The organism is Marinovum sp. J2-8 (assembly GCF_055808435.1).
The window spans coordinates 910830-933566 of record NZ_JBVVRZ010000001.1 but is presented as its reverse complement, the minus strand read 5'-3'; the positions used below and the strand labels follow the sequence as shown (position 1 = coordinate 933566).

The following is a 22737-nucleotide window of genomic DNA, read 5'->3' as shown; positions in this document are numbered from 1 at the left end:
CGCAGTGCCTTCATTCTCGAACACACTTGAACAGGCAATCCACGCGGCCCTGGCCCTTGCCAACAGCCGTTCACATGAATTTGCCACGCTGGAACATTTGCTTCTGGCCCTGATCGACGAACCCGATGCCACCCGTGTGATGAAGGCATGCAGCGTCGATACCGAAGAATTGCGACAGAAACTTGTCGAATACGTCGACAGTGACCTGTCCAATCTGGTGACCGACATCGAAGGGTCCGAAGCGGTGCCCACCGCGGCTTTCCAACGCGTGATCCAACGCGCGGCGATTCATGTGCAATCGTCGGGCCGGACCGAAGTGACCGGTGCCAATGTGCTGGTCGCGATCTTTGCCGAACGCGAATCCAACGCCGCCTACTTCCTGCAAGAGCAGGATATGACACGGTATGATGCGGTGAATTTCATCGCGCATGGTGTGGCCAAGGATCCCGCCTTTGGCGAGGCGCGGTCGGTATCCGGCGCGCAGGACATCGAAGATAAGACCCAGCAGCCCGAAAATACCGCCGAAGCCGACCAAAAAGAGAGCGCGCTTGGCAAATATTGTGTCGACCTGAACGAAAAGTCCCGGCTTGGCGATGTGGATCCGCTGATCGGTCGCGATTCCGAGGTCGAGCGCTGCATTCAGGTGCTGTGCCGCCGCCGCAAGAACAACCCGCTTCTGGTGGGCGATCCGGGCGTCGGAAAAACCGCCATTGCAGAGGGTCTGGCACGTAAGATCGTGTCCGGCGAAACCCCCGAAGTTCTGTCGGAAACCACCATCTATTCGCTGGATATGGGCGCTCTTCTGGCGGGCACGCGGTATCGTGGTGATTTCGAGGAGCGCCTGAAAGCGGTCATGAATGAGCTGGAGGACCATCCCAACGCGGTCTTGTTCATCGACGAAATTCACACCGTAATCGGCGCTGGTGCCACATCCGGTGGGGCGATGGATGCGTCGAACCTGCTGAAACCTGCTTTGCAGGGCGGCAAACTGCGCACCATGGGCAGCACGACCTACAAGGAATTCCGCCAGCATTTCGAAAAGGATCGCGCCCTTGCCCGCCGGTTCCAGAAAATCGACGTGGCGGAACCCTCGGTCGAAGATTCGGTGAAGATCCTGAAAGGTCTGAAACCCTATTTCGAGGATCACCATCACATCAAATACACCGCGGATGCGATCAAGACCGCTGTCGAACTGTCGGCGCGCTATATCACGGACCGCAAATTGCCGGACAAGGCGATTGACGTGATCGACGAAGCCGGTGCCGCGCAGCATCTGCTGGTGGAATCGCGTCGCCGCAAGACCATCGGCACCAAGGAAATCGAAGATGTGGTCGCCAAGATTGCCCGCATCCCGCCGAAAAACGTGTCGAAAAGCGATGCCGAGGTTCTGAAAGATCTGGAGGCCAGCCTGAAACGCGTGGTCTTTGGCCAGGATGACGCCATTGTCGCCCTGTCCAGCGCGATCAAACTGGCCCGTGCCGGGCTGCGCGAACCGGAAAAACCCATCGGCAACTACCTGTTTGCCGGGCCAACCGGTGTCGGCAAAACCGAGGTGGCAAAACAACTGGCGGATACGCTGGGTGTCGAGTTGCTGCGGTTTGACATGTCGGAATACATGGAGAAACACGCCGTTTCGCGTCTGATCGGTGCGCCTCCGGGCTATGTTGGTTTCGATCAGGGTGGCCAGCTGACCGATGGCGTCGACCAGCACCCGCATTGCGTCCTGCTTCTGGACGAGATGGAAAAGGCCCACCCGGATGTCTATAACATCCTGTTGCAGGTGATGGATCACGGCACGCTGACCGATCACAACGGGCGCACTGTGGATTTCCGCAATGTGATCCTGATCATGACGTCCAACGCCGGCGCGACGGAACAGGCCAAAGCGGCTATCGGCTTTGGCCGGGATCGCCGCGAGGGCGAGGATACCGCCGCGATCGAACGCACCTTCACACCGGAGTTCCGCAACCGTCTGGATGCGGTCATCAGCTTCAAACCTCTGCCAAAAGCAGTGATTTCGCTGGTGGTGGAAAAGTTCGTTCTGCAACTGGAAGCGCAGTTGATGGACCGCAACGTCACAATCGAGCTGACGAAACCCGCCGCCGAATGGTTGGGTGACAAAGGTTACGACGACAAAATGGGCGCGCGTCCGCTGGGCCGGGTGATCCAGGAACACATCAAGAAGCCACTGGCCGAAGAGTTGCTGTTTGGCAAACTGGCCAAGGGCGGTGTTGTGCGTGTCTCGGTCAAGGACGGCAAGATCGATCTGCAAATCAGCGGGCCGGACAAACCGCGCCTGACTGGCAAGAAGCCACCGCTTCTGACCGCCGAATGATCAAACGGATCATCGCGATCCTGATGATTGGCTCAGCCGCCCCTGTGGTGGCTGAGCCTTTTTTGTTGGTGCAGCCCGTTGACTGTATCCTTGGGCAATCCTGTTACATCCAGCAATTTGTCGACCACGACCCCGGCCCCGGCGCACGGGATTTCCTCTGCCAGGGTCTGAGCTATGATGGCCACAAGGGCACGGATTTCGCCCTCCCCACACAAGAGGACATGCAGCGCGGGGTGACCGTGCGCGCCGCAGCCCCCGGCGTGGTGCGCGGCACCCGCGACGGAATGGCGGACGAAGTGTATGCTGGGCGCGATCTTGACAACCGCGACTGCGGCAATGGTGTTGTGATCCAACATGCTGATGGTTGGGAAACCCAATATTGCCATTTGCGGCGCGGCTCGGTTCTGGTCCGCTCGGGTCAGGAGGTCGCCGCCGGCACCGCACTTGGGCTTGTCGGCCTTAGCGGCCGCACAGAGTTCCCGCATCTGCATCTTTCGGTCCGCAAGGATGGCGCAGTGATCGATCCCTTTGCGCCAAATGGCGCGGCCTCCTGTGACGCCGATCAAACACTCTGGGTGGATCGGCTGCCCTACGTGCCCGGCGGAGTGATCGACGTCGGGTTTTCCGCCGGTGTGCCGGCTTATTCCGAGGTGCAAATTGGAACCGCCGACGACATTGCGCCACGCCGCGATACCGCCTTGGTGGGATATGGATATGCGTTTGGCGGTCGGGCTGGCGATGTCCTGCGCATTGTGATCGATGGCCCTGACGGGCAGATCACGACCAGCGACACCCAACTCGAAAAACCGCAGGCCACATTTTTCCGCGCCGCTGGCCGCAGGGCCCAACCGTCCGGCTGGCCAAGCGGCACCTATGAACTCATCGTTCAACTCTTGCGCGGTGACGAAATCATCAGCGAGAAAACCGAAACAACAACCCTGCGCTGACACCGCCCCGGACCTGCTCCGGGGCCTCCTGAAACACCCCAGACCACAGGCGTTTCGTGTGAAACGCGTCAGTCTTCCAGAGCCTCCAGTGTCAGGGCCGTTTGTGGCACCGGAAGATCATCGACGCGCAATTCGTACGTCGGGCGCGCCAGCCGGTTGCGCACCACCCAGATCAGACGGTCCTGCGCCCGGGTGATCGCCACATAGGCCAGTCGTTTCCACAGTGGTTGCCCGGCCTCGACCCGGCCCATGCGGGCCGCAACAAACAAATCCGGGGCAAAAACCTGGACGCTGTCCCATTGTGACCCTTGGGCCTTGTGGATCGTCACAGCGGCGCCATGCAAAAATGTCGCCCCCATCCGGGCGGCAAAAGGAATGAACGGCTCCTCCTCGTCCGGCATTTCGATTTTCACGATCGACGCCGCGGACACCCGTGGATCTTCCGCGCCCATCACATGCAAACGGGAAAACCCCGGCTTCTTGCCCGCGCCAAGATAGACCACCTGCGCACCTTTGATCAGGCCCCGCGCCTCCAGATCCAGACGTTTCTTGCGGTGTTTCAATGGCAATTCGATGCCATCACAGATCAACGGCTCACCTTCGAGCAAGCGGTCGTCCGGCGCGTCGTGCACCTTGCGAAAGGCATTGATCAGCCGGATGCGCGTGGCATTTCGCCAGACCAGAACCGGCGAGCGCGCCATCAGATCAACCTCGACCCGCTGGCCCCAGACCACACGGTCATCGGATTTGGATTTTTCTTCCACCATCTGTTCGAAATCGTGGAATTCCAGCGTCGGATCCGCCAGCGCATGGGCCAGATCAAGGATCGGATTGTCCGCTTCTTGCCGGTGAATGCGGCGCAGGGCCAAAACCCGGTCCTCGTCCAGCTTTTCAAACACCATCGCGCCGGATTGATTGACCGGGGCCAGCTGGGCGGGATCGCCAAACATCACCAAGGTCGGGAAAATTTCCCGCAGATCACCATATTGCCGGTCATCCAACATCGAGGCTTCATCGACAAACCCGATATCCAGCTCTTCTTCGCGCCGTTTCCATCCGGTGATGAAATCCGATCCGCGCAGCCCAGCCGCCGCCAGCGCCCCGGGGATGGAATTGTTGGTCTGATAAAATGCATGTGCCCGGTCGAGTGCCGCGTCGGTCAGGCCCTCGATGTCGGGGCGCTCGCCATTGCCCGCCAGCCATTCGGCAATGCGTTCATATTCTGGGTCATACACCGGTGTATAAAGAATGCGGTGAATGGTGGTGGCAGGCACGCCGCGCATGCGCAACACGCTGGCGGCCTTGTTCGTCGGCGCCAGAATTGCCAGCGTGCGCCGATCCTTGCGCTTGCGCCCTTCCCAATCACCGGACACGATGTCGACCCCGGCGTCTTTCAACGCTTTGTACAGTTCGGCCAACAACAATGTCTTGCCCGAACCGGCCTTGCCGGTGATGGCCAGCACGTTGCTGCGGCCATCACGCGGGGGGGACAAAATGGCGTCGTCCAGATTGATGCCAGCAGCGCGCAAAACCGTGCTCACACGGTCAAAGGCTTCGGCCTGATCTTCGGAAAAAGTGAGCGTGGGCACTGTCATGGGCGGACACTATAGGCCCGCCCGAACAAGTGCCAGAGCGTTCAAACGCGATTGCGCCGGATCAGGCTATTTCGGCCAGCTGGTCCGCCGGCGCAAAGGCACGGGTGAACCAATGGCGCGACTGGCTGGCCGGGATTCCGGCGCTGGCAGACACCCGTTGCTGGGCCTCGGGCGAGAACCCCCAAAGTCCGACACTGATCCGGGACCGGCCTTCGCCTTCGCTGCCCAGAACCTCGGGCGAGGCACCGATCCGGCGATAGATCCGCACCATGCGGGCGTCAAACACGCCCACAAAATGTTCGACATCAAAATTCTGCATGATCTCGCCGCCCGCCAACATCAGGGCCGCCGCCACATTACCACCGGCATTGCGCGCCATGCAAAACCGGGTGCATTCCCAGATCAGCGGGCTTTGAATGCGGACACCGTCGGTCAGATGGATGAAGTGGTCATTGACCATGGTGCGCCCAACCGTGGGCAAAAACCGCATCGAGCCGCCATGGCCACCGTCCGGGGTTTGCCAAATGACATAAAGCGGGTTTTCACGGTCATATTCGTCGCGTTCTTCGCCGCGTTCGTCGACCTGAACCTCCCAGCCCAGCCGTGTATGGAACTGATCGGCGCGGTCGCGAAACATGGCACGCGCCAGTGTGGGTTCCTGGGCCAGTTGGTCGGCATAAAGATAACGGATCATGGTGGGGCACTCCTCTCGTGTCGAGAGAGAGGCTGGCCCACAAAGGGTTAAGGCCCGCAGAGCTGAGCGCGCGGGTCTTAACCTTTAGACAACGATCAGCCCGCAACTCAGTGCACGGGCCACTGCGTGAGTGGTGTTCATAGCGCCCAATTTGAAGCGGGCCGATTCAATATAGACCCGCAATGTATGTTCCGAGATCGACAGCTGCTCCGCCGCCTGTGCCCGGCTCAACCCAACCGCCAACAGTGTCATCGCCTCAACCTCGCGCGGGGAGAGGGATTGACCCTGCTCCGGCAAGCGGTCTGGTTCGAATTCCAGCGCCTTTTGGTTGAAATAATGTGCCACCAGGATCAAATCCCGGCGATTGCCGTCACAAAAGCTCTGCCAGGCCGGATCGTCGCATCGGTGGTTGACAGTAAAGAGGGCAAATTGGCCTTTGGGGCCCCGGATCGGGATCGAAAACCCCTGATTGCCAATGCCGTATTCCATTGCCTCCTTCTGAAAGGCCCGCGCCGCACGGGATGACCAATCCAACATTTTCCAATCAACCGGATGAAACCGCTGAAAGCAGCCCAAGACCACCGGATCAATTCGCAAATACCCCTGGTCGAGATAGCGTTCGACCCATTCCGGGGCATAGGTGCCGCATCCGTATTGATCGCCATTGCTGTTGACCCAATGGTAGACCAAATGGTCGACCCCAAAGACATCTCGTAATCCGACAATGATGTCTTGCAGTTCTTCAAGCGCGGCGGATTGCTCCAACCGTGCCAGTATCACATCCAATCGTGGCGTGTTCACCGCGAAGCCCAATCTGCGCCCCTTCCGCGCACGAGGCGACCTCTGCCATTGCGACAACCCGCGCATCATCCAGCTGCTCAGCCAAGGAAGGCAGCCCGTTCGATACAGCGAATTTTTTGAGATCGGCCAGTACGTCGAGTATCCATTCGTGTTTCATAACGACTCTCTCTGCCATTGGTTAACGATAAGTTAATACAACCATAGCATGAGAAGGGTTTCTGGAAAATTCACCTATTTTCCCTCCCCAAAAATAGGGAGGTGGGAAAATGCAAAGGATTGAAATGAAAAAGTTTCGCATTTTGACGTCAAACGGCCCGCCGCACCGTGTCGGGTGCCGCGGGCCGTTGCGAGGTGATTTACACCCTCATCCTTAAGGGCATCTGCCTGTCGAGCGGCAGACCTTGATCGGCCCGTCGGCGATCTTAAGACTTTGGACCGGCTTCAAGCGCGTCTTCGAATGTGCGCAGACCGGTGCGCGGTGCCTGAACCAAAACCGACATATTGCCCGGCTTGTGTTCGTTGCGCAGCATTTTCATATGCGCGGCCGGAGATCCGCCCAGTCGAACACCTCGGACATGCAGGGATCAAGCCGCCGTTCCAGCATCAACTTGTTGGCCGCAGCCGCCTGTTTCAGGTGGGCAAAGTGCGAGCCTTGCAGGCGTTTTTGGTGCATCCACATGTAGCGCACGTCAAACGTCAGGTTGAAACCGGTGGTGCCCGCGCAGATCACAACCATCCCGCCCTTTTTCACCACAAAGGTCGACACAGGGAATGTGGCTTCGCCGGGGTGTTCGAACACCATATCGACGTTCACACCCTTGCCGGTGATGTCCCAGATCGCCTTGCCGAACTTGCGGGCCTCTTTGAACCACTCGGCATATTCCGGGGTGTTCACCGTGGGCAATTGGCCCCAGCAATTGAAATCCTTGCGGTTCAAGACACCCTTGGCGCCCAGCCCCATGACAAAGTCACGCTTGTCCTCGTCCGAGATCACACCAATGGCATTTGCACCGGCTGTATTGATCAGCTGGATCGCATAAGATCCCAGACCGCCCGACGCCCCCCAGACCAGAACATTCTGGCCGGGTTTCAAATCATGCGGCTCGTGGCCGAACAGCATCCGATAGGCAGTGGCCAACGTCAGCGTGTAGCAGGCGCTCTCTTCCCATGTCAGATGCTTGGGGCGCGGCATGAGCTGCTGGGCCTGAACATTGGTGAACTGGGCAAAAGAGCCGTCCGGGGTCTCATATCCCCAGATCCGCTGGCTGGCGGAATACATCGGGTCGCCGCCGTTGCATTCCTCGTCGTCGCCATCATCCTGGTTGCAGTGGATCACCACCTCGTCGCCGACTTTCCAGCGCTTCACCTTGTCACCCACGGCCCAGACGATGCCCGAAGCATCGGAACCTGCAATATGGAACGGCTTGCCGTGGCCATCAAACGGGCTGATCGGCTGGCCGAGGGATGCCCAGACACCATTGTAGTTCACACCAGCGGCCATCACCAGAACCAGCACCTCGTTGCTGTCCAGCACGGGCACATCCACGACCTCCAATTGCATGGCCGTGTCGGGGTTGCCGTGGCGTTCACGGCGAATGGCCCAAGCATACATCTGCTTGGGAACAAATCCCATCGGGGGCATTTCGCCCAATTCATACAGGTCCTTTTCAGGCGCCTCATAAGCGGCGATGCCGCCGTGCGTGTCCAGTGCCATGTGGGCCTCCTTGGCTAAATCATGCCGCAATGCAGAATTCGCGGTGCGTTTGTCTGCAATATCGCCCCAAGCGCAATATTGCAACACACATGATGCCATTTTTGTAATTTTATAACCGAGCCGATGCAGAAATCACCGTGCTTGCGCAGCATCTGAGCGGGCGAGATGCGCAATCGAATTGGCATAGAACGCCACCACCTCTGCTTGATGTGGCAAAATCGCATACCGTCCCGCGGTTTCCGCAATCAGTTCGCGCCGCAACAACCCTTCGATTCCCGCGGCAACCTCCGCCGGTCCGGCGCTTGCACCTGCGTCTGCATCCTTTTCAGGGCAAACGCCGGGGAACGCTTCGGCCAGAGCTTCGATCTCGGCCCGGGTTCGTGCCGTTCCGTCCCGCAGGCAATAGGCCACCAGTGGCACCGGAAGGATCGGCACCGCCGCGCCGATGCGGGTCATCAACTCCTGCGCCAACGCCTCGGGGCGGCGACCCTGAATTTCGACAAAGCCGCGCAGATCCAACGGCATGCCAAAACTGACCGCCGCACAGCCAAAACGGTGAAATTTCCCCATCACCCGCAAGCGGATGTGGCGCAGCAAGAAGATCAAAGCCTCGCCCAGACGACCACGAAACCGCCGCTCACCGGATTTGCCCGCCGCGATCAGCACCCGATCCTCCAGCACGCGGTCATAGTTCAGGGCCACCGGCACAAAGACCACATCACGCCCGGCCGGATCCCAGCCATCCACGATGTATTTCAGCAAACCGACGCGCGGCACCGCCGGTGCGCCCGTCAGGCTGAGACCGCCCTCGGGAAACATGCCCTGGGCCAGCCCCCCGGCCGTGGCCAGCGCCACATACCTTGCCAAGACCCGCCGATAGAGGTCATCGCGGCTTTTGCGGCGAATGAAATACGCCCCCATCGACCGGATCAAGAAAGACAGCGGCCAGACCCGCGCCCATTCCCCCACCGCATAGGCCAGCGCAGAGCGTTCCGCCGCCAGATAGGTGACAAGCACATAGTCCATATTTGACCGGTGATTGATCACATAGACCACCGTGGCCTCGGGATTGATCGCCCGGATGGCCGCGTCGTCCTGATTTGTCAGCCGCACATGATAAAGCGAACGCGACAACCACCGCGCCAGCCGGATCGCCACACCGAAATAGGCGGTGGCGGAAAAGGATGGCACAATCTCGCGCGCGTAACGGCGGGCTTTTTCAAACGCCACATCCTCGCGCACGCCATTGGCCTGGGCATAGGCGACCACGGCCTCGCTCACCTGGGGGTCATAAATCAGCCGCTGGATCATATCGACCCGCCGCGCAAGTTTGAACGGTTCGATCGGCCGCTCGAGCCGTTGATTGATCCGCGCCACCACGCGTTCCATCCGGCGGCGTAAAAACCAGCGCACAGACGGGAACAGGAAATGCGATGCGAATGTGACCACCGCAAAGGCAAGGATCAACAAAAACAGCCAAACGGGGATTTCAATGGTGCCAATCATGGCGCCACGTTTGCATTTTGCTGCAATTGCGTAAACATGGGAACACGCCGCGATGCAGCGAATTGACAACGCCACTTTGTTTCGCATATGACATCATTAACGAAACAAAATTACGTCCAAGAATCACGAGGCTGACATGACCGAGACCCGCAAGGCCGACAAGCCCTGGCTTATCCGTACCTATGCTGGCCATTCCACGGCCGCTGCATCCAACGCGCTCTATCGCAACAATCTGGCCAAGGGCCAGACCGGCCTGTCGGTGGCTTTCGATCTGCCAACCCAAACAGGGTATGACAGCGACCATGTGCTGGCGCGCGGCGAGGTCGGCAAGGTTGGCGTGCCGGTCTGTCATCTGGGGGATATGCGCGCGCTGTTCGACCAGATCCCGCTGGATCAGATGAACACCTCGATGACGATCAATGCCACTGCGCCCTGGTTGTTGTCGCTTTATGTTGCCGTGGCCGAGGAACAGGGCGCGGATATTTCCAAGCTTCAGGGCACCGTGCAAAACGACCTGATCAAGGAATATCTGTCGCGCGGCACCTATATCTGCCCGCCAAAACCCAGCCTGAAAATGATCGCGGATGTGGCGGAATATTGTTATTCGCATATCCCGAAATGGAACCCGATGAACGTCTGTTCCTATCATCTGCAAGAGGCGGGCGCGACGCCGGAGCAGGAGTTGGCCTTTGCGCTGGCCACCGCCACCGCTGTTCTGGATGAACTGCGCCCGCGTGTGCCAGAGGCGGATTTCCCCGCCGTGGTGCAGCGGATCTCGTTTTTCGTAAATGCCGGCATCCGCTTCGTGACCGAGATGTGCAAGATGCGCGCCTTTGTCGATCTGTGGGATGAAATCTGTGAAACGCGTTATGGCGTGACCGACCCGAAACAGCGGCGGTTCCGCTATGGCGTCCAGGTCAACTCGCTTGGCCTGACCGAGCAACAGCCGGAAAACAATGTCTATCGCATCCTGATCGAAATGCTGGCGGTGACGCTGTCGAAAAACGCCCGTGCCCGTGCGGTGCAATTGCCCGCCTGGAACGAAGCACTCGGCCTGCCTCGCCCCTGGGATCAGCAATGGTCGATGCGGATGCAACAGATCCTGGCCTATGAAACCGACCTTCTGGAATTTGACGACCTGTTCGATGGCAACCCGGCGGTGGACCGCAAGGTCGAGGCGCTGAAGGAAGGCGCACGCGCCGAGCTGGCGAACCTCGACTCCATGGGCGGCGCGGTGGCCTCGATCGAATATATGAAATCACGTCTGGTGGAATCCAACGCCGACCGTCTGAACCGGATTGAACGCAACGACACCACGGTTGTTGGCGTCAACCGCTGGACCGAGACCGAGCCGTCGCCCTTGATGACCGAAGATGGCGGCATCATGACCGTCGACCCGGCGGTAGAAAAGGACCAGATCAACCAGTTGGCAAAATGGCGGGACAGCCGCGATGCCGCCGCCGTTGCGGCAGCTTTGGCCGATCTGCGCGCCGCCGCGCGTGACGGCGCCAATATCATGCCGCCGTCCATTGCCGCCGCAAAGGCCGGGGTCACCACCGGCGAATGGGCCGCCGAGATGCGCAAGGCCTTTGGCGAATATCGCGGGCCGACGGGTGTGTCGCCTTCGGTGTCGAACCGGACCGAAAACCTCGACGAGTTGCGCCAATCGGTGGATGCGGTCAGCGACCGTCTGGGCCTGGCGGTTGAAATTCCTGGTCGGCAAACCGGGGCTGGACGGCCATTCCAATGGTGCAGAGCAGATCGCCTTTCGTGCCCGTGATTGCGGCATGGATATTTCATATGACGGTATCCGCCTGACCCCCGAAGAGATTGTCACCGCCGCCGTCGAAGACAAGGCACATGTGGTTGGTCTTTCGATTTTGTCGGGCTCACATATCCCGCTGGTCGAGGATATGATGGAACGTATGCGCGCGGCGGGGCTGGGTAATGTGCCGGTGATTGTCGGCGGGATCATCCCGGACGACGACGCGCGGCGGCTTCTGGCGATGGGCGTGACACGGGTCTATACGCCCAAGGATTTCGAATTGAACACCATCATGGCCGACATCGTGACCCTGGCAGATTCGAAATCGGTGGCGGCGGAATAACCCGCCGCCCACGGTCAGGCCGACTTCTTCACGCAGAGCGCTGGTGGAAGCGGCTTGGCAATTCGGTTCTGCCAATAGCTGACGCGTTCCGGCCGCCCCAGAAGATAGCCTTGGGCGTTATAGATCCCGATGTCTTGCAGCGCGGCAAGTTCCTGTTCGGTTTCCACACCTTCGGCAATCACCATGAACCCCATGCTACAGGACAGGTCGTATAGCGCGCGCAGAATCCCGGAATCCACCCGCGCGCTGCCCAACCCCTGAACAAAGCGGCGGTCGATTTTGACAATATCCACCTGATATTGCTGCAAACGCTCCAGGTTGGAAAACCCGGTGCCAAAATCATCCAACGCAATGCGAATCCCCTGCGCGCGCAGTTGCTCCAACAGATCGCGGGTCCGTTCGGGGTTGCGAATGACCGAGCTTTCGACAATTTCGAACACAAATTTCGATGGGTCGAACCCTTTGGTCAACTTGTTGGCAAACCGCAGGTTGGCTTCTATCGACCGCTCCAAAAATCGCGAGGAAATGTTGAACGCGCAATAGACCCCGGTATTGGCGGCACTAAATGCGTTGACCACCTGTGTTGCGGCCCCCGGCGGTGCGGCCAGATTGCTGTGATAGTTTCCGGCCATGACGTCGATGAATTTTTCCGGCAACAAGACATCACCATCGGCGCGCACCCAACGGATCAGCGCCTCGACCCCGATGGCACGCCCGGCCAATGTGTCAAACACCGGCTGAACGAAATAGGTGATTTCCTCTTTGCGGATCGCTTCGGCCACATCTTCGGCCCGCGGACCGGTGCGCCGGGCAATCATGGATTTCAGGGTTTCGCCTTCGGTGACCTTGACCAAATTGCCACCCGCCTGCTTGGCCGCATAAAGCGCCTCATCCGCATAATAGAGCGCGCCCATCATATCCTGACCGGCGTCGATCCGGGCCACCCCGGCGCTGGCGGTCCGACGGACCTTGACCCCGTCGATGGCCACAATTGTATCGGACACGGTTTTGACGAAATCCCGCGCACGTGCCACCGCCACATCCATTTCAACCTGTTCCAGATAGATGCAGAATTCATCGCCGCCGTGACGAAAAAGCGTCTCGCGTTCACGGCAAGCCCCGGTCAACGCCTGGGCGACCTGACGCAGGAACACATCCCCTGCCCGATGGCCAAAGCCGTCGTTCACGCTTTTGAATTCATCAAGATCGACAAAGATCATGGCATTGGTGCCATCCTGGCGGCTGCGCGAAAACAAAACGCGCAGATACCGCCGCGACCGGGCGGCGGTCAGGTCGTCGAATTCAACCATATGCAGCAAACGTGCGTTTTCGGCCGCCATCACGGTCACCCGCTCGTTCAACGCGGCGAGCTGTTTGTTTTGGCGTCTGACGTGCCGAACGGCCAGGGTCACCCCACAGAGCAGGCACACCCCCAACGCCAAACACAGTCCTATTATCAAGGTCGACACCCGGTCATGCCTTCCGAAAAACCCACTAAAATCAACCATAGGGGTATTAGTCCCGATTTCAAAGGCCCGGAATGCACAGCGGAGGCGGGTTGTGATCCATTGGACCCAATGCCAAAGTCAAACCCACATCATTGCCCCATCGGAGATTGCCATGACCGTCCATATCGGTGCCAAACCCGGCGAAATAGCTGAAACCGTTTTGATGCCCGGCGATCCCTATCGCGCGCGTTGGGCGGCCGAGACATTCCTTGACGATGTGCGTCTGGTGAACGAAGTGCGCGGCATGTTGGGATACACCGGCACATGGAAGGGCCACCCGGTTTCGATCCAAGGCTCGGGCATGGGCATGCCATCGCTGTCGATCTATGCCAACGAATTGCTGCGCGATTATGGTGCGAAAACCCTGATCCGCATTGGATCCTGTGGCGCGATGCAGGACCATGTAAAGGTGCGCGATGTCATTATCGCCATGACCGCCACCACCCTGTCCACCCCGTCGCGCGGCATTCTGCGCGAGTTGAATTTTGCCCCCTGCGCCGATTATCCGCTGTTGAGCAAAGCCGTCCAGGCGGCCGAGGCCCGCGGCACCACCTGTCACGTTGGCGGCATCTATTCATCGGATGTGTTTTACGATGAACGCCCGGACCTCAATGAACAGATGACCCGCCACGGTATCCTCGGGGTCGAGATGGAGGCCGCCGAACTCTATATCCTGGCCGCGCGGCACAAGGCGCGTGCATTGGCGGTTTTGACCGTGTCGGACCATCTTCTGACGGGCGAAGCGCTACCCAGTGAGCAACGCGAAACCAGCTTTGGCGACATGGTGGAAATCGCGCTTGAGGCCGCATTCGCCAAGTAAACCGGAGCATGGACGGCAAAGGGGCGCGCCAATGGCACGCCCCGTTTTTACCGTTCGACAGGTCGATTTCAGATCGCGATCACATCCAGCGGCGGGAAGCCGTTGAAACCAACGCTGGCATAGGTCGAGGTATAGGCCCCGCAGGCCCGGATCATCACACGGTCACCGGCGCGCAGGCCAACCGGCAATTGCACCGGCTGTTTTTCATACAACACATCAGCGCTGTCACAGGACGGACCGGCCAGAATGCAGGCGCCGGTTGTTTCATGATCGCGGTCGGTGACGAATTGATAGCGGATTGCTTCGCCTTCGGTTTCGGCCAGACCAGAGTAACGGCCAATGTCGAGATAGACCCAACGATGCAGATCGTTTTCGGATTTACGCGACACCAACAGGACCTCTGCCGCAATCATACCGGCCTCGGCCACCAGCCCCCGGCCCGGTTCCGCCATGATTTCCGGCACGTCGCCAAACCGCTCTTGCACCAATCGCATGACTTCGGCGGCATAGAGCGCCGGTGCGTCGATTTCCTTGCCATAAAAGGCCGGGAAACCACCGCCGATGTTCAACAGGGTCAGCGCATGCCCTTCGGCCTTTGCCGCGTGCCAGACCGCCGCAACCTGATCAAGGATCGGTGCCCACATCGCGGCGCGACGGGTTTGCGACCCGACATGGAACGACAGACCAACCGGGTTCAACCCATGTGCCTTGGCATCCGAAATCAGCGCCAGCGCCTTGTCACGCGCAGAGCCGAACTTGCGGGTCAGCGGCCATTCCGCTTCGGTCGCTTCGACAATGATCCGCAGATAGACACGCGCGCCGGGCGCATTTTCGGCAATCTTTTCAATCTCTTCTTCGGCATCCACCGCGAACAGGTCAATACCGACGCTATGCGCCCAAGCAATGTCAGATGCGCGTTTGATGGTGTTGCCAAACGACAGCTGATCCGGGCGTGCACCGGCATCCAGGCACATTTGCAGCTCGACCCGCGACGCCGCGTCAAAGTTCGAACCCAGCTCGCGCAGGGTGCGCAGGATTTCCGGGGCCGGGTTGGCCTTGACCGCATAATGGATGCGCGCACGGCCCAGACCTTGTGACAGGGCGGCGTATTGGCGGGCCACGGCCTGGGTGTCGATCACCAGGGTCGGACGGGCAAAGATATTGTCACGGATGAAGGCTTCGGTACGGGAAAAATCGCTGCCGGATACAACAGCGGCATCGCAGGCCGAAAGCCCGGTTACATATGCGTTCATGGTCATCTCCAAAAGACTCGGCCATTCCGGTTTTCCGGCTCAGACCGCTCAGTTCCAAGGGAGACGTTACCGTCGCTACGTAACCGCGTGGGTGCTTGCCCACCTCGACAGAGGCGCGTGCGTTGGCGTCTTGAAGCCGCATATGAGGTTATTCGCGGATTCGATCAAGCCAAAAAATCATGCCAGCCAAAGAAATTTTGCGGCTTTCGCCTAAGGCTTTGTTCGCATGCAATTTTTCGGGATTCCCGATCGCTGCCCGGGGTTTTTGCGCCACAATATGCACAGGTCCAAACCACCTGCCCATCTTCCCTGCCCCGTCGCCAGCGGCAATTGCGCGTCGCCGGGCGGGAAAAGATCATCACCAGCACAAAGGCGATCAGCAGGCCGACGAACACAATCAAGGGTCAGGCCGACCGTCATGTTGCGGCACCGGGGTATTGGGATCTTCCAGTATCAATTTAGATAGAAAGGCGATCTTTTCCGCATCGCTCATTGTGCCCTGGGTCCAGCCATCGCCGAATGCGCGTGAAACCTCCGGGTCTTTCGCGCGCAACTCAAATGCCTTGCAAAGATTGCGCATTGCTTCGGCCACTTGCGAGGCAAAAACACTTTCCCCCATCGCCACACGATTGAGATAATGCATGCGGGCCGATAATGCGCGCCCCGCGGCAGCAAACGCCTCAGGCGAGTCGAAATTGATCAGATCATCGGAATCTTTGGTCATTACAGCCTTCTCACTTTCGTGGCGTGGGGGCATTTCCGTCGATCAGAGCCATGCGATGCAAGCAATGTCAAAGCGTGGCGAGATGCCCGGCCAGCCCCAAAGCAAATCCCGCAACAGCGCCCAACGGTGGGCCGCCAGAACCGCCAAGTTTTGCCTGTGGTGCGACGTCCTGAAACAACAGATAGAGGATGCCGCCCGAAGCAAAGGCCATCACCCCGCCCAAAACAGCGGGCACATCCGCCAATACGAAAAACCCCATCGCCGCCGCCGCCGGACCGACCGGCACCATCAGAGCAAACAATAACAACAGCTTGTTGCGGCTGGCATGGCCGGCGGCGATCATCTCGCGGTAGGCCGAAAATCCTTCGGGCACGTTTTGCAGGGCGATCAATCCAGCGGTCAGCATCGCCACATCGGCCCGCCCAACGACCAAAGCGCCCAGCGCCATGGCCTCGGGCACGTAATCCAGCATCATCGCCAGAAACTGCGCGCCGCCGCCGCCCATGCGCGACAGCATGGCATCGACGCCGTAAAACACCAGCCCGCCCGCCAGAAACAGCCCCATCAACGGAACCGCGGACAGCCGGTCAATGGCCTCTGGCAGCAGCACAAAAGCAATGGCAGAAAACAGCGCGCCGCCACCAAAGGCGGCCACCGTATGGGTCGCCCGGTCCTGCCACTGTGGCTTGAGCCGATCCTCGAGCGCGGCCAGAACCGCCCCGACCGGGATGCTTGCCCCGGCCAGCGCTGCAAGGATCAGACCGGCGACGATACCCTCCACCGGGCCGCCCCCGAACGATTAAACCGTGCGGTCCACGATCATTTTCTTGATTTCGGCAATCGCCAGCGCCGGGTTCAACCCCTTGGGACAGGTCTTGGCGCAGTTCATGATGGTGTGGCACCGGTAGAGCTTGAACGGATCTTCCAGTTCATCCAAACGCTCGCCGGTAGCTTCGTCGCGGCTGTCGATGATCCAGCGATAGGCATGCAACAGCGCTGCGGGTCCGAGATAGCGATCGCCGTTCCACCAGTAAGACGGGCAGGACGTCGAACACGACGCGCACATCACGCATTCATAAAGCCCATCAAGCTTCTTGCGGTCTTCGATCGACTGCTTCCATTCCTTGGCCGGGCGGTTGGTCTTGGTTTCCAGCCACGGCATGATGGACGCGTGTTGCGCATAAAAATGCGTCAGGTCGGGGATCAGATCCTTGACCACCGGCATATGCGGCAGCGGATAGATCTTTACGTCGCCCTTCACCTCGTCCAGACCATAGATACAGGCCAGCGTGTTGATGCCGTCGATGTTCATCGCGCAGGATCCGCAAATGCCTTCGCGGCAGGAGCGGCGGAAGGTCAGGGTCGGATCAATCTCGTTCTTGATCTTGATCAGCGCGTCCAGGATCATCGGCCCGCATTTGTCCATATCCAGGAAATAGGTATCGACCGATGGCTGTTTGCCGTCATCCGGGTTCCAGCGATAGATCTGGAATTGGCGCACATTGGTCGCGCCCTCGGGCTTGGGCCATGTCTTGCCCTTGGTGATGCGGGAATTCTTGGGAAGGGTCAGTTGTACCATGTCGTTGCTCCTAGCGGATATGAGTTTCTAGCCGCTCGTCTAGCTCTTCTATTAGTTTGTTAAGCTCGATAACAACCTTCATCATTGCATCCCTCTTAGCAGCCCGCTTGTGCGGACTATAAAGCGCATTACCAATTTGGCCTCTAAGTCCAAGTTTGTAATCGCTGATTGTATTCGCTATTCGTGCTGTCCGAATGGAAGTGCAATGTTTTTCAGCGAACGCATGCAATACCTCTAACGCAACGCTCACTTCTTGCGACAAGTCTCGCTGTGTGATGGCAATGTACTCGAAATCATCATGGGTCGCACCGCTTATCCGCGAGATAGTAGCATTTGAAAATTTAAGAACCTTCAACGCACGTCGAACTTGGAGTGCTTCTTTAACCGTCAGACTCTTTTCGTAATTGGACCACTCACTTCTAAGCGAGCCAACGATGTCTATGATGTCTACCAAAAGGCCCATGCAGCCCTCCTATTGCAGCAAGGCGCTGACACCATTGGTCAGCAGGCATTGGAGGGTCTCGGGTTTGCGCGCAATCCCGGTGATGATTTCCCAGGTCGAGGCGGTCGGCCCGGTCACGGCATCCGCCGCAAGCGTCAGGATCTGCTGGGAACTGGCATTGTCGATGATGCAGTTGGTATAGGGCTCGACCGGCACACCAGGAAGGCGTTCTGTCGCGGCACGCGCGACCACCGATTTCGCCGCGTTACGCGCCAGCAAATCCTGCGAGGCAGGCGTACATGCCGCCAGCGACAGGGCAGCCACCGCAACGCATATGATGGATCGCGTGCCGAACATTCAGTGCCCCGGACAGATCAAAGTGCCGCGCTGCATGACGCCAAGGCCCATGACACAGCCATAAGGGACATAAGGCGCAGCATGCTGCACCTCTGCCTGGACATAGACCTCGGGTGCGGTCGCGATATATTGCGCTTCCTCCGCCACGTAGGATTTTGAACCCTCGTCCCCGGTCCAGCCCTTTTCGCCATAATATTCCTGCGCCATGGCCGGTGCCGCACAGAAGGCCAGCGCCACCAGAGAGGCACGTTTGATCAGCGGCATCAGAACGTCCTTTCTTTCGGGGCGATCCGTTTGAGCGAAATGCCACCTTCGGCTTCGGTCGACAATGGATCGGTGACCACCGGGCGGAAGCTCAGATCGACCTTGTTGCCGTCAATGCGACTGATGGTGTGCACACGCCATTTGTCGTCATCACGCTTGGGGAAATCCTCATGCGCATGTGCGCCGCGGCTTTCCTCACGCGCTTCGGCGCCAACGATGGTGGCCAGTGCGTTGGGCATCAGGTTGGTCAGCTCCAGCGTTTCCATCAGATCAGAGTTCCAGACCAGCGATGTATCCGTCACTTTCAGATCGTCCAGCTTGGCGGCAATGGCGGTCATCTTCTCGACACCTTCGGCCATTGTCTTGGCGGTGCGGAAAACAGCAGCATCGGCCTGCATGGTTTTCTGCATTTCCAGACGCAGCTCTGCGGTAGGAATGCCGCCTTTGGCATTGCGCAGCCCGTCAAAGCGGTCGAACGCCTTGTCGATCTGGCTCTTGGGGGCGGTTGGCACGGCGCTTTCGGCGTCGACAACCTTGCCCGCACGGATCGCAGCGGCGCGGCCAAAGACCACAAGGTCGATCAGAGAGTTCGACCCGAGGCGGTTGGCCCCGTGCACCGAGGCGCAACCGGCCTCGCCCACGGCCATCAGGCCCGGCACGATGCGGTTGGGATCATCGGCGGTGGGGTTCAGAACCTCACCCCAATAGTTGGTTGGAATGCCGCCCATGTTATAGTGCACGGTCGGCAGAACCGGGATCGGTTCCTTGGTGACATCCACACCGGCGAAAATGCGCGCGCTTTCCGAAATACCGGGCAGACGTTCGGCCAATGCCTCGGGTGGCAGATGCGACAGGTTCAGGTGGATGTGATCACCTTCGTCACCGACACCGCGGCCTTCGCGGATCTCCATCGTCATCGAGCGCGAAACATAATCGCGCGGGGCGAGGTCCTTGTACTGGGGCGCATAGCGCTCCATGAACCGCTCGCCTTCGGAGTTGGTCAGGAACCCACCCTCGCCGCGTGCACCCTCGGTGATCAGACAGCCAGAGCCATAGATGCCGGTCGGGTGGAATTGCACGAATTCCATGTCCTGCATCGGCAGGCCCGCCCGTGCGACCATGCCGCCACCGTCACCGGTGCAGGTATGGGCCGAGGTGGCCGAGAAATAGGCGCGGCCATAACCGCCGGTGGCCAGCACCACGGTCTTGGCGTTGAAGACATGCATGGTGCCGTCGTCGAGCTTCCAGCAGAGCACACCCTGACAGGAGCCATCATCGGCCATCAACAGGTCGATGGCAAAATATTCGACGTAGAATTCCGCCTGTTGCTTCAGCGACTGGCCATAAAGCGTGTGCAGGATGGCGTGGCCGGTGCGGTCAGCAGCGGCACAGGTCCGTTGCACGGCGGGGCCTTCACCGAATTCGGTGGTATGGCCGCCAAACGGGCGCTGATAGATCTTGCCTTCTTCGGTCCGCGAAAACGGCACGCCATAGTGTTCCAGCTCGTAAACCGCCTTGGGCGCTTCGCGGGCGAGGTATTCCATCGCGTCGGTATCGCCAAGCCAGTCGGAACCTTTGACCGTGTCATACATATGCCACTGCCAGTGGTCCGGCCCCATGTTCGACAGCGAGGCCGCGATGCCGCCCTGTGCTGCCACGGTATGCGACCGCGTCGGGAAAACCTTGGTCACGCAAGCGGTGCGCAGACCCTGTTCCGCCATGCCCAGCGTCGCGCGCAGACCGGCACCGCCAGCCCCCACAACCACGACGTCATAATCATGCGTCTCGTAGGAATATTCAGCCATTGTCAGCTCCGGTCTCTTAAAGCGCGATCTTGACGACGGCGTAAACGCCGGTCGCAGCCGCAGCATAACTCAAACAGATCACCCCGATAATCAGGGCCTGGCCCAATGTGCCGTGCACATAGTCCTCGATCATTACCCGTGCGCCATCCTTGAAGTGCATGAAGCCGACGACGATGGTCAGGATCGCGACGATTGCGGGGAATGGCCGGGAATAGGCGGCGATGACCTCTTCATAGGTGCCGCCAAGGATAGAGCCGAAGGAAAAAACGAAAAGCGGAACCAGGATCATCAATGCGATCGAGGACACCTTCATCGACCAGAAATGATCAACGCCGGTCTTGGCGCTGCCACGGCCTACGGCGCGTTTGCGGTCAGTTAGAAATGCCATGTGTCAGCCCCCTCAGACGATGATGATTGTAAGGATGGTCAGGATCGCCGACCCATAGATGATGCCCCAGCCAAGCTTGTCGGCGACGGCAACATCAAGGCATTTGCCCTGATCCCAGATCAGATGGCGCACACCGGCCAGCGAATGGAACCACAAGGCCCAGACCGATCCGAACATGATCAGGTCGCCGACATAGCTGGTCACGATCCAATCAACGGTGGCGAAATAGTCCGGCCCACTTGCCGCAGCCAGAAGCCACCACACCACCAGAAGCGCGCCCAGAAGCAGCGCATTGCCGGTGATCCGGGTGAGGATCGAGGTCACGGAGTTCAGCTGAAACCTGTAATACTTGCCCAGCATAAAGGGCGAGAGCGGTCGGTTGCCGCGATTTACATCGGCCATGGCATATCCTTTCGGTTCACTTGCCTCCTTTGATAGTGATTTTTACGCGTCTGTCACGCGCCGCACCGCCGCATAGAGGCGGTTTTTTGTCTCAATCGGCGGTTTTTCCACATTTGTGATCACAGCCGCAAAGCCAGTGATCACAAAATTCCGACACTGAGTTGGCATTGCCAACTCAGCTTATTATTGCGGGTCAAAATCCCGTCTAAAACAGTCAGGAATTTGTTAGCGATCACGAAACCCCGCCAATGTGATCACATTGGCATCAGCGCCCAATAATCCAGATCCAGCAGCACATGCGGCAGATATTTGCCGTCCTCACCCCGGAGCGTGAATGCCTCGCCGCCGGATGTCGCCACCAGACGCAGACGGATTGCGCCAACGCCCGGCGCAGATGTTTCGGCCTTGTCCAGAACCTCGGACCAGGCTTTGACCGTCAGGCCGGAGAAACACGGATTGGCATGGGCACCGCCATTCAGCCCCACAATCATCTGCGCATTGGCCAGCCCGTTAAAGGACAACGCCCGCGCCATGGAAATGATATGGCCGCCATAGATCAGCCGCTGGCCGTCTGGTCGGAAAGTGGCGTCGAAATGCACCTTGGCGGTGTTCTGCCACAGGCGGGTGGCGAGCATATGTTCTGCCTCTTCGATGGTCACGCCATCCACGTGGTCAATGACCTCGCCAATGTCATAATCGCCCCAGCGATGCGGCTCTCCGGCCAGTGCAAAATCGTAAGCGCTGAAATCCAGCCCCGCCGGGATCACCAGATCTGAGGCAGGAATGACCTTTTGCAGATCCGGGATCACCATGTCCGGCGCAGGCGCATCAAGATCGCCTTTGCGCACCATAACCCAACGGACATAATCCATCACCACTTCGTCACGCTGGTTCAGACCACGGGTGCGCACATAGACCACACCGCTTTTGCCGTTGGAGTTCTGCTTGAGGCCAATCACCTCGGATTCGGAACGCAGGGTATCGCCGGGATAGACCGGCAGCCGCCAGTTGCCCTCGGCATAGCCGAGGTTGGCCACCGCATTCAGCGAAATATCAGGCACCGATTTGCCAAACACCACATGAAACGCCGCCAGATCATCAATCGGCGCCGCCGCCAGTCCAGAAGCGCGAGCAAATTCATCAGAAGAATACAGCGCATGCCGGGCGGGATAGAGCGCATGATAAAGCGCACGTTCGCCGCCGGAAATCGTGCGCGGCACCGCATGGGGGATCACCTCTCCCAGCGTGTAATCCTCGAAGAACCGGCCCGGATTGGTCTTTGCCATTCACTGCGCTCCCAGTTTCATGTCGGGGGTATAGGTGCCGTCGGCCTCTTTGGTGACGGCCTGACCACAGCGCATCACGCCATTGGCATGGTCATAGGCATAGGTCGGCGACCCATGCAGAACCCAACCCTTGTTCAGGGCCTCGGTGACTTTGTGGCAAAAGGCGGATGTGTCATCCGCGGACAGAAAACGATAAAGTTTCATGATCT

The 22737-nt window shown here is 59.2% G+C and carries 21 protein-coding genes and 2 pseudogenes; 4 read left to right on the top strand and 19 right to left on the bottom strand.

Features of this window, described 5'->3' with window-relative positions; genetic code table 11:
* The first annotated feature begins 4 nt into the window (after nt 1-4).
* Complete coding sequence (gene clpA / locus AC0L4F_RS04700; RefSeq protein ID WP_244685857.1) at nt 5-2335, top strand: ATP-dependent Clp protease ATP-binding subunit ClpA; 2331 nt, start codon at nt 5-7, stop codon at nt 2333-2335.
* The gene (locus AC0L4F_RS04695; protein WP_244685855.1) at nt 2332-3282 is read left to right on the top strand and encodes a M23 family metallopeptidase; all 951 of its coding nucleotides are present in this window, start codon (nt 2332-2334) and stop codon (nt 3280-3282) included. The genes clpA and AC0L4F_RS04695 overlap by 4 nt, the downstream gene beginning before the upstream one ends.
* Before the next feature lie 68 nt (nt 3283-3350).
* Here AC0L4F_RS04695 and AC0L4F_RS04690 read toward each other — a convergent pair whose 3' ends face one another.
* From AC0L4F_RS04690 to AC0L4F_RS04670, 5 genes and pseudogenes are all read right to left on the bottom strand, one after another.
* Nucleotides 3351-4877, bottom strand: coding sequence for an ATP-dependent DNA helicase (locus AC0L4F_RS04690; RefSeq protein WP_244685853.1), 1527 nt, complete (start codon nt 4875-4877; stop codon nt 3351-3353).
* A gap of 61 nt (nt 4878-4938) precedes the next feature.
* Nucleotides 4939-5571 (bottom strand): acyl-homoserine-lactone synthase, encoded by a 633-nt coding sequence (locus AC0L4F_RS04685; protein ID WP_244685851.1) that lies wholly within the window; start codon nt 5569-5571, stop codon nt 4939-4941.
* Nucleotides 5572-5655: 84 nt separating this feature from the next.
* Nucleotides 5656-6384, bottom strand: a complete 729-nt coding sequence (locus tag AC0L4F_RS04680; RefSeq protein ID WP_244685849.1) for a helix-turn-helix transcriptional regulator — start codon at nt 6382-6384, stop codon at nt 5656-5658.
* A 410-nt stretch (nt 6385-6794) separates the two neighbouring features.
* A pseudogene (gene ccrA, locus AC0L4F_RS04675) lies at nt 6795-8086 on the bottom strand (crotonyl-CoA carboxylase/reductase).
* A gap of 132 nt (nt 8087-8218) precedes the next feature.
* Nucleotides 8219-9592, bottom strand: coding sequence for a 1-acyl-sn-glycerol-3-phosphate acyltransferase (locus AC0L4F_RS04670; protein WP_244685847.1), 1374 nt, complete (start codon nt 9590-9592; stop codon nt 8219-8221).
* A gap of 136 nt (nt 9593-9728) precedes the next feature.
* On the opposite strand from AC0L4F_RS04670, the pseudogene AC0L4F_RS04665 reads away from it, so the two are divergent.
* Nucleotides 9729-11700 (top strand): annotated as a pseudogene (locus AC0L4F_RS04665) (methylmalonyl-CoA mutase family protein).
* A 14-nt stretch (nt 11701-11714) separates the two neighbouring features.
* On the opposite strand, the gene AC0L4F_RS04660 reads toward AC0L4F_RS04665, so the two are convergent.
* The gene (locus AC0L4F_RS04660) at nt 11715-13160 is read right to left on the bottom strand and encodes a bifunctional diguanylate cyclase/phosphodiesterase (RefSeq protein ID WP_244685845.1); all 1446 of its coding nucleotides are present in this window, start codon (nt 13158-13160) and stop codon (nt 11715-11717) included.
* 160 nt (nt 13161-13320) lie between these two features.
* Between AC0L4F_RS04660 and deoD the strand changes: the two genes are divergently transcribed.
* Entirely contained in the window at nt 13321-14028 is a 708-nt protein-coding gene (gene deoD, locus AC0L4F_RS04655; RefSeq protein WP_244685843.1) for a purine-nucleoside phosphorylase, read from the top strand.
* A gap of 68 nt (nt 14029-14096) precedes the next feature.
* Here deoD and AC0L4F_RS04650 read toward each other — a convergent pair whose 3' ends face one another.
* The 13 genes from AC0L4F_RS04650 to AC0L4F_RS04590 all read right to left on the bottom strand — a co-directional run bounded on the left by AC0L4F_RS04650 (nt 14097) and on the right by AC0L4F_RS04590 (nt 22732).
* Nucleotides 14097-15281: a type III PLP-dependent enzyme gene (locus tag AC0L4F_RS04650; protein WP_244685840.1), complete on the bottom strand. Its 1185-nt coding sequence runs from the start codon at nt 15279-15281 to the stop codon at nt 14097-14099.
* Between the two features lie 164 nt (nt 15282-15445).
* A complete protein-coding gene (locus tag AC0L4F_RS04645; protein ID WP_280520450.1) occupies nt 15446-15682 on the bottom strand; it encodes a hypothetical protein in 237 nt (78 codons plus the stop codon).
* Nucleotides 15679-16005, bottom strand: coding sequence for a hypothetical protein (locus AC0L4F_RS04640; protein ID WP_244685838.1), 327 nt, complete (start codon nt 16003-16005; stop codon nt 15679-15681). Before AC0L4F_RS04640 ends, AC0L4F_RS04645 begins: the two co-directional genes overlap by 4 nt.
* A 67-nt stretch (nt 16006-16072) precedes the next feature.
* On the bottom strand, nt 16073-16786 hold the full coding sequence (locus AC0L4F_RS04635) for a ZIP family metal transporter (RefSeq protein WP_244685836.1): 714 nt from the start codon (nt 16784-16786) through the stop codon (nt 16073-16075).
* An 18-nt stretch (nt 16787-16804) separates the two neighbouring features.
* A complete protein-coding gene (locus AC0L4F_RS04630) occupies nt 16805-17584 on the bottom strand; it encodes a succinate dehydrogenase iron-sulfur subunit (protein ID WP_244685834.1) in 780 nt (259 codons plus the stop codon).
* Between the two features lie 10 nt (nt 17585-17594).
* Nucleotides 17595-18047 (bottom strand): hypothetical protein, encoded by a 453-nt coding sequence (locus AC0L4F_RS04625; protein WP_244685832.1) that lies wholly within the window; start codon nt 18045-18047, stop codon nt 17595-17597.
* 9 nt (nt 18048-18056) lie between these two features.
* Complete coding sequence (locus AC0L4F_RS04620; protein WP_244685830.1) at nt 18057-18383, bottom strand: hypothetical protein; 327 nt, start codon at nt 18381-18383, stop codon at nt 18057-18059.
* Nucleotides 18384-18647, bottom strand: a complete 264-nt coding sequence (locus AC0L4F_RS04615) for a hypothetical protein (protein WP_244685828.1) — start codon at nt 18645-18647, stop codon at nt 18384-18386.
* The gene (sdhA, locus tag AC0L4F_RS04610) at nt 18647-20452 is read right to left on the bottom strand and encodes a succinate dehydrogenase flavoprotein subunit (protein WP_244685826.1); all 1806 of its coding nucleotides are present in this window, start codon (nt 20450-20452) and stop codon (nt 18647-18649) included. Before sdhA ends, AC0L4F_RS04615 begins: the two co-directional genes overlap by 1 nt.
* Before the next feature lie 16 nt (nt 20453-20468).
* Complete coding sequence (gene sdhD / locus AC0L4F_RS04605; RefSeq protein WP_244685824.1) at nt 20469-20840, bottom strand: succinate dehydrogenase, hydrophobic membrane anchor protein; 372 nt, start codon at nt 20838-20840, stop codon at nt 20469-20471.
* Nucleotides 20841-20852: 12 nt separating this feature from the next.
* On the bottom strand, nt 20853-21242 hold the full coding sequence (sdhC, locus tag AC0L4F_RS04600) for a succinate dehydrogenase, cytochrome b556 subunit (protein ID WP_244685822.1): 390 nt from the start codon (nt 21240-21242) through the stop codon (nt 20853-20855).
* Between the two features lie 254 nt (nt 21243-21496).
* Nucleotides 21497-22528: a MaoC family dehydratase gene (locus AC0L4F_RS04595; RefSeq protein ID WP_244685819.1), complete on the bottom strand. Its 1032-nt coding sequence runs from the start codon at nt 22526-22528 to the stop codon at nt 21497-21499.
* Nucleotides 22529-22732 (bottom strand): DUF1737 domain-containing protein, encoded by a 204-nt coding sequence (locus AC0L4F_RS04590; RefSeq protein WP_244685817.1) that lies wholly within the window; start codon nt 22730-22732, stop codon nt 22529-22531.
* Nucleotides 22733-22737: the final 5 nt, after the last annotated feature.

Bases quoted from the DNA above. Each gene is read 5' to 3' on its own strand.
- sdhA (WP_244685826.1), bottom strand. From the start codon at position 20,452: ATGGCTGAATATTCCTACGAGACGCATGATTATGACGTCGTGGTTGTG.
- deoD (WP_244685843.1), top strand. From the start codon at position 13,321: ATGACCGTCCATATCGGTGCCAAACCCGGCGAAATAGCTGAAACCGTT.
- AC0L4F_RS04685 (WP_244685851.1), bottom strand. From the start codon at position 5,571: ATGATCCGTTATCTTTATGCCGACCAACTGGCCCAGGAACCCACACTG.
- AC0L4F_RS04595 (WP_244685819.1), bottom strand. From the start codon at position 22,528: ATGGCAAAGACCAATCCGGGCCGGTTCTTCGAGGATTACACGCTGGGA.
- sdhD (WP_244685824.1), bottom strand. From the start codon at position 20,840: ATGGCATTTCTAACTGACCGCAAACGCGCCGTAGGCCGTGGCAGCGCC.
- AC0L4F_RS04650 (WP_244685840.1), bottom strand. From the start codon at position 15,281: ATGAACGCATATGTAACCGGGCTTTCGGCCTGCGATGCCGCTGTTGTA.
- AC0L4F_RS04640 (WP_244685838.1), bottom strand. From the start codon at position 16,005: ATGACCAAAGATTCCGATGATCTGATCAATTTCGACTCGCCTGAGGCG.
- AC0L4F_RS04620 (WP_244685830.1), bottom strand. From the start codon at position 18,383: ATGTTCGGCACGCGATCCATCATATGCGTTGCGGTGGCTGCCCTGTCG.
- AC0L4F_RS04695 (WP_244685855.1), top strand. From the start codon at position 2,332: ATGATCAAACGGATCATCGCGATCCTGATGATTGGCTCAGCCGCCCCT.
- AC0L4F_RS04670 (WP_244685847.1), bottom strand. From the start codon at position 9,592: ATGATTGGCACCATTGAAATCCCCGTTTGGCTGTTTTTGTTGATCCTT.
- AC0L4F_RS04690 (WP_244685853.1), bottom strand. From the start codon at position 4,877: ATGACAGTGCCCACGCTCACTTTTTCCGAAGATCAGGCCGAAGCCTTT.
- AC0L4F_RS04615 (WP_244685828.1), bottom strand. From the start codon at position 18,647: ATGCCGCTGATCAAACGTGCCTCTCTGGTGGCGCTGGCCTTCTGTGCG.
- sdhC (WP_244685822.1), bottom strand. From the start codon at position 21,242: ATGGCCGATGTAAATCGCGGCAACCGACCGCTCTCGCCCTTTATGCTG.
- AC0L4F_RS04630 (WP_244685834.1), bottom strand. From the start codon at position 17,584: ATGGTACAACTGACCCTTCCCAAGAATTCCCGCATCACCAAGGGCAAG.
- AC0L4F_RS04625 (WP_244685832.1), bottom strand. From the start codon at position 18,047: ATGGGCCTTTTGGTAGACATCATAGACATCGTTGGCTCGCTTAGAAGT.
- AC0L4F_RS04590 (WP_244685817.1), bottom strand. From the start codon at position 22,732: ATGAAACTTTATCGTTTTCTGTCCGCGGATGACACATCCGCCTTTTGC.